This is a genomic window from Mycolicibacter senuensis (assembly GCF_003284925.1).
Lineage (GTDB): Bacteria > Actinomycetota > Actinomycetes > Mycobacteriales > Mycobacteriaceae > Mycobacterium > Mycobacterium algericum_A.
The window spans coordinates 1-6,133 of the sequence record NZ_QMEX01000187.1 but is presented as its reverse complement, the minus strand read 5'-3'; the positions used below and the strand labels follow the sequence as shown (position 1 = coordinate 6,133).

The 6,133-nt window shown below is 69.2% G+C and carries 7 protein-coding genes and 1 tRNA gene; 4 read left to right on the top strand and 4 right to left on the bottom strand.

Translation table 11 applies throughout. The features are described 5' to 3' along the window. On the bottom strand, positions 1-1,067 hold a 1,067-nt coding region (locus DQP56_RS22095), incomplete at its 3' end, for a DUF7159 family protein (protein ID WP_133259002.1). Between the two features lie 109 nt (positions 1,068-1,176). Continuing rightward, positions 1,177-1,749, bottom strand: coding sequence for a dCTP deaminase (dcd, locus tag DQP56_RS22090; RefSeq protein ID WP_112689088.1), 573 nt, complete (start codon positions 1,747-1,749; stop codon positions 1,177-1,179). A gap of 153 nt (positions 1,750-1,902) precedes the next feature. Between dcd and DQP56_RS22085 the strand changes: the two genes are divergently transcribed. The 4 genes from DQP56_RS22085 (at position 1,903) to DQP56_RS22070 (ending at position 4,548) form a co-directional block, all read left to right on the top strand. Continuing rightward, positions 1,903-1,976 (top strand) — tRNA-Gly (locus tag DQP56_RS22085). A 233-nt stretch (positions 1,977-2,209) separates the two neighbouring features. Beyond that, positions 2,210-3,049, top strand: coding sequence for an oxidoreductase (locus DQP56_RS22080; protein ID WP_112689084.1), 840 nt, complete (start codon positions 2,210-2,212; stop codon positions 3,047-3,049). Continuing rightward, complete coding sequence (locus tag DQP56_RS22075) at positions 3,039-3,671, top strand: TetR/AcrR family transcriptional regulator (RefSeq protein WP_112689082.1); 633 nt, start codon at positions 3,039-3,041, stop codon at positions 3,669-3,671. The genes DQP56_RS22080 and DQP56_RS22075 overlap by 11 nt, the downstream gene beginning before the upstream one ends. A 19-nt stretch (positions 3,672-3,690) precedes the next feature. Then, complete coding sequence (locus DQP56_RS22070) at positions 3,691-4,548, top strand: hypothetical protein (RefSeq protein WP_112689080.1); 858 nt, start codon at positions 3,691-3,693, stop codon at positions 4,546-4,548. Here DQP56_RS22070 and DQP56_RS22065 read toward each other — a convergent pair. Beyond that, a complete protein-coding gene (locus DQP56_RS22065) occupies positions 4,545-5,366 on the bottom strand; it encodes a glycoside hydrolase family 16 protein (RefSeq protein ID WP_112689078.1) in 822 nt (273 codons plus the stop codon). The genes DQP56_RS22070 and DQP56_RS22065 overlap by 4 nt on opposite strands. Before the next feature lie 48 nt (positions 5,367-5,414). Then, positions 5,415-6,133 (bottom strand): glycoside hydrolase family 16 protein (locus tag DQP56_RS22060; RefSeq protein WP_205868955.1); only part of this gene is annotated, 719 nt, incomplete at its 5' end.

The window sequence follows — 6,133 nt, the reverse complement described above, 5'->3', positions numbered from 1 at the left end:
TTGGCGCGCACGTCGGGACCGTGGTGGTTGGCCGCCCGCATGCCCACCGCCAGCGCTACCGCCAACGCCAGCACCCCGACCACGAACAACGCCGCGACGCCGCCGGTGACCAGCATCGGTTTGCGTTCGCGCTGCTGCATTCCGGTGCTGAAGTCCAGCAGCCGGGAGTCGACGAGCTCCGACTGGTCGACGACGCGCTGGGCGGCCGAGGGAAGATAGCCGCTGTCGGCGTAGTCCGGGAGCGCGCTGTAGGCCAGCGGCTCGATGTCGGCGGTGGCGTTGTAGTCGACCGGCTCGGCCGGGATGTAGGCGTACCCGGAACTGATCACCGCCGGATCCAGTGAGCCGGTGCCGGGGTCCTGTGCCCAGGCCACCGCCCGGGTGGAGGACACGAACAGCGGGGCGTGCGCACTGGCCAGTGCCGCACCACGGGCCAACGCCATGTCGGGTTCCTCGGGCGCGCTGACCGGCAGCGGGCTGGCCTTGTCCAGCTCCGGTTTGATCATCGCGACATTGACGCCGCCCGACCCCACCACGAACAGCCCGTCGGGACGCGACTCCAGCCGTTGCGCGCCGGCTACCAGTTCGGTCAACTCACCGACCGCGCTGTCGTCGTCGGGCGACAGCGGCTGCCGGTGGACCTCGGTGATCTCGCCGTCATCGGAGTTGACCACCGCCAGGGTGGCGGCGTCGGGCTCGACGAACAGCAGGGCGGTACGGGCGTAGCGGGTCGCGCTGCCCACCGCCTGAGCCAGCGCGGCGGCGGCCAGGAACGCCGACACCAGCATCACGTTCTCGACCTTGTGCCCGATCAGGGCCTCGCGCAGCGCGGTGGCTTCGGCCGGGTCGCTCCAGGTCACCCCGGTCGAACTGAGCTGATAGCCGCCCTCGCGAGCACCCTCGCGGGTGCCCAGGATCGCCGAGACCACCCGCTCCGGCGCGCTTTGGGTGTCGGCGCCGACCTCGAAGTCGTCGTGCTCCACCGTGACCCCGTCGGCACCTTCGCCTTCCACCAGGACCATGCGGACGGTCGAGGGGGCTACCGATACCCCGAGAACGATGTCCACAGCTAACCTCCACCCACTGCTGATCGGCCAGTACTGAGGGCCGCACCCCCGCAGGGCCAGCCGATACCGGCTTCATCGCAGCCACGCGGCGGCTGGCACAGCCGAAGGGCTAACCGGACTGGATGAAGTTCTGGTACGAGCGGGACGGCGTCGGCCCGCGCTGGCCCTGATATTTCGACCCTACTCGCGTACTGCCGTATGGGTGCTCCGCCGGACTCGTCAGCCGCAGCAGACACAGCTGGCCGATCTTCATACCCGGCCACAACGTGATCGGCAGATTCGCCACGTTGGACAGCTCCAAGGTGATGTGCCCGGAGAAGCCCGGATCGATGAATCCCGCGGTGGAGTGGGTCAGCAGCCCGAGGCGGCCCAGGCTCGACTTGCCCTCGAGTCGGCCGGCCAGATCGTCGGGCAGCGTGCAGCACTCCAGGGTGGAGCCCAGCACGAACTCGCCGGGGTGCAGCACGAACGGCTCGCCGGGTTTGGGTTCGACCAGCGTGGTCAGCTCGTCCTGCTGCTGGGCGGGATCGATGTGGGTGTAGCGGGTGTTGTTGAACACCCGGAACAGATTGTCGAGGCGGACGTCCACGCTGGACGGCTGGACCAGGGCGTCGTCGAAGGGGTCGATGGCCAGCCGGCCGGCGGCGATCTCGGCCCGCAGATCACGATCGGAGAGCAGCACCGGACGAGCGTATCCGCTCGGCTGGCGCATCGCCCGCCGCGCCGACGGTGCGGTTTGATCGGCTTGTCGGCGGTTCCGCCGACGATTCCGCCCGCTCGGCGCGATCGTTGGCTGCCGGTCGAGCCGCAGGTGCTAGCCTGCTAGCGCAGCAATGCCGATGTAGTTCAATGGCAGAACATCAGCTTCCCAAGCTGAGAACGCGGGTTCGATTCCCGTCATCGGCTCCACGTTTGAGCAGGTCGACGGACCGCCGTTGCGGCGGGCAGACGGCCGCTTCCTACGGCCGGAATCTCAAGGGTTCGGAAACGCGACCTCGGCGGCACTCGCCTTCACGCGCCTCGACCGCGGATCGCCGTGGAGCTAAAGCGGCCTTCGGGTGGCTGGAAAATCAGCCCTTGCGCCCACCTTGGGCCGCAGAACTAAACTAGCCGTACAGTTTAGTTCCAGGAAGGATGCTGACATGGGCGTTTGGTTCATCACCGGAGCTTCCCGGGGGTTCGGCTTGCAGATCGCCCGCGATCTACTTGACCGCGGCCATCAAGTCGTCGCGACCGCGCGCCAAGCGGCCGCCGTCACCGAGGCACTCGGCCCCCACGACAATCTGCTGGCCGTGGCGCTGGACGTCACCGATGAGGCGCAAGCCCGCCAGGCCGTGGCGGCAGCCATAGAGCGCTTCGGGCGCATCGATGTGCTGATCAACAACGCCGGCCGGGGACTGCTCGGGGCGGTCGAGGAGGCGACCGATGCTGAGGTCCGTGCCGTCTACGAGACCAATGTGTTCGGCCTGCTGACCGTCACCCGCGCGGTCACGCCGTTGCTGCGGGCGCAGCGTTCCGGCACGATCGTCAACATCTCTTCGATCGGCGGCTTCGCCAGCTCCCCGGGCTGGGGCGTCTACGCGTCGACCAAGTTCGCCGTCGAAGCGATCTCCGAGGCGCTGCATGCCGAACTGCAACCGCTCGGCGTGCACGCGATGGTCGTGGAGCCCGGCTATTTCCGCACCGACTTCCTCGACTCGTCCAGCCTGCAGATCCAGCAGAACCTCATCGACGACTACGCCGACGGCCCCGCCGGCAAGATGCGCGTCACCGCCGGCGAACGCAACCACGACCAACCCGGCGACCCGGTCAAGGCGGCTGCGGCCATCATCGACGTGGTCGAATCCGAGCGGCCTCCGGTGCGCCTGCAGCTGGGCAACGACACCATCGCGGCGGTGGAGGCCAAGATCGCCCACGTGCAAGCCGAATTGGCCCAGTGGCGCAGCGTCTCGGAATCGACCGATTTCGACGTTGTCGCCTGACACCGGCGGTGCGTCCGGCGAGTACCGCTTCGTCCGGCCCACCGGCGCCCGCAGCGACCGCATCCACCAGGCCATCTTGGACGCGACGGCCGGACTGCTCGATGAGGGCGGTTACGCCGTCGCCACCGTTGATGCCATCGCGGCCCGGTCCGGAGCCAGCAAGGCCACGATCTATAAGCACTGGCCCTCCCGGACTGCGGTGGCAGCCGAGGCTTTCGGACTGCTCATGGCCCAGGCTCTGCCGCTGCCGGACACCGGCAGCACCGGCGGTGACCTCGCGCAGCAGATGGTGCGGGTTTCGGCGTTCTATGCCAGCACCCGGGGCGAGGTGTTCGCGCAGCTGCTCGCCGCCTGCGTCGAGGATGCCGCGGGCGCAGCGTATTTCCGCGAGTACTTCCTGGAGGCTCGACGCGCGGCGATCACCGAGCTGTGGCAGCGAGGCGTCGCCCGCGGCGACGTGCACGCCGACATCGCGGTCGACGATGTCATCGATGTGCTGTTCGGGCCGCTGATCTTCCGGCGCATGACCGGTCACTGCCCCCTCACCGAGGAACACGCCCGCCGACTGGCCGTGGTCGCGCTGCACGGACTGCTGCCCCCGACCTTCCCCGGGGCCGGCTGACCAGACGACAATCACCGGTATGGGTCTCTTCCCGAAGCCGCACGCCACCCTCACCGATGCCGAGGTCGCCGACGCCCTCGGTCGCGCGGTGGCCGTCATCAACCCGCTGCTCGACCTGCTTGCGCAGTCCGATCCGATCGGCCTGCGCAAGCGCACGCGCCGGTTGCTCAGCCCGCCGCGCGGGCTGGCCGACCGGATTCGCCGGCGGCGGCTGAAGCGCCGCCGCCGCGAGGCCGGCCGCGGGCCCAGCAACGCCGACCGTGCCCTCAACGCCGGCGCGCGATTGATGAACGCCGCCGACCTGCCGGGCACCGCCGCCTGGGAACGGATGAGCCGCGATGAGCGCGTGCACTGGTGGGTGCACCGGGTCGGCGCACTGAACACCGTGGTGGTGGCCTCGCCGCGCGTCTTCGGGTGGCTGGCACGGGTGGTGCCGGTCGGCGAGCTGGCCGGATTCGTCAATCACGCCATCGTGCTGTGTGCGCTGGCCCGCGAGTACGGCGTCACCGACCGGCGCGAGCAGGTGCGGCTGCTCGCGGCGGTGCTGTGCCGGCGGGATCTTCCCGACGACCTCGACGTGCCGCCGCCGCCGGATCCCGAGCCGCTCCCCGAAACACCGCCGCCGGGCTGGCGGCCGCTGCGGACCGTCACCTCATCGACCCCGGTGGTGATCACCCGGACCGTCTGGCAGCTGGCCGGGATCCTGCGGGCGACCTTCGAGGAAGCGGCCAAGCGCCCGCACCCGAAGAAGCTCTACCAGCGGCTCAGTCTGCTGCCCGGGATCGGGGCGATCGCCGGATATTTCGGCGAGCGCGGCGCGCTGTCCCGGGCGGCGCAAGACGGTGTGGCCTGGCTCGACCAGCACACCGCCGCTTAGAACACCCGTATCCAGTCGACCAGCATCTCCGCCGGGTAGTTGCCCGGGCCGGGGTCGCCGCCGCCCGAACCCGCGACGGCCAGATTCAGCACCGTGAACACCTGGTAGCCGGGATCATTGAAGGGCCAGTCGGCGATGGAGTTCGCCGGGACCGTGAAGTAGGGCGCGGCGCCGTCGACGTAGTCGCGCCAGAACCGGATGCCGTCGTCGTCCCATCGGCACCGCCAGGTGTGCCAGGCGCTGTCCAGCGCGATCTGCTGGGTGGCCCATTCGGCCCCGTTGGCTTTGGTGTGGACGGTGGTCGCCGAGGGCCAGTTGCCGTTGCCGTACCACTCCAGTACGTCGATCTCGCCGCGATCCTCGTTGCCCATCCACCAGGCGGGCCAGGCGCCGGGCGTCAGGCAGTTCAGCTTGATGCGGGCTTCCCAGGTGTGGCCGATACCGCCGGTCCACCGGCTCTGGACCTTGCCGCTGTAGTAGGTGTTGCCGTCCTTGGCGGCCCGCAGCACCAGGTTGGACTTGCCGTCGAGGAACACATTGCGGCGATCGTCGCGGTACTGCCCGACGTTTTCGGGCCGCTCCCAGAAGGTCGGGTCCTTCATGGATTCGCGGGCTCGCGCCACGATCCACTTCGCCGAATCCGGGGCGGAGCCGGCGGGGCCGTCGAACTCGTCACTGAACAGGTAGGTCTGGGCCGGCGCGGCGGGCAGCGGGTGCACCGGCGACGGCCGCGCCCACGCCTCCGGGATGCGCATCGCGGTGGCCAGCATCCCGATCCCGGTGGTCAGCATCAGGCTGCGTCGATTGATCTCGGGCATCTTCGAATGGTGCCATCGATCGGTGCCGGCGGCACGGCAGAACGCCGGTTAGAAGACGCGCACCCAGTCGATCAGCATGTCCGCCGGGTAGGACCCCTGCCGCGCGTCCCCGCCCCCGGAACCGCCGACCGCGAGGTTCAGGATCGGGAACACGGTGTAGCCCGGATCGTTGAAAGGCCAGACGCGGACCGGTTCCTCGATGTCTTCGATGCCCACGGCCGGGACGGAAAAGTAGGGCTCCATCCCCTCGACGTAGTCCTGCCAGAAGTACATGCCGCTGGCGTTCCAGGTGACGCGCCAGTTGTGCCAGTTGCCGTCGACCGGGAACGCGAAGGTTTCGAACGCGGTGCCATAGGGGTTGGCGTGCACGGTGGTGCCGGACGGCCACTCGCCGTTGCCGTACCACTCCATCATGTCGATCTCGCCTTCGCGGCCCGGGTCGTCGTTGGACAACCACCACGCGGGCCAGCAGCCCGCGGTCTGGCAGTTCAGCTTGATCCGGGCTTCCCAGGTGGTACCGATACCGCCACGCCAATTACCGTGCACCAGCCCGCCGAAGTAGGTGTTGCCCTCCTGGGTGGCACGGATGACCAGGTTGGACTTGCCGTCGAGGAAGACGTTCTGGCGGCTGTCGCGGTACTGGTAGAAGTACTCCGGCCGGTCCCAGCCGACCGGGCGGCGGATCGGGGTGCGGTGGTTGGAGATCGTCCACTTCGATCGGTCGGGCGCGGAACCGGCCGGGCCGTCGAACTCGTCGTGCCAGATGA

Bases quoted from the DNA above. Each gene is read 5' to 3' on its own strand.
- DQP56_RS22080 (WP_112689084.1), top strand. From the start codon at position 2,210: ATGGGCGTTTGGTTCATCACCGGAGCTTCCCGGGGGTTCGGCTTGCAG.
- DQP56_RS22070 (WP_112689080.1), top strand. From the start codon at position 3,691: ATGGGTCTCTTCCCGAAGCCGCACGCCACCCTCACCGATGCCGAGGTC.
- DQP56_RS22065 (WP_112689078.1), bottom strand. From the start codon at position 5,366: ATGCCCGAGATCAATCGACGCAGCCTGATGCTGACCACCGGGATCGGG.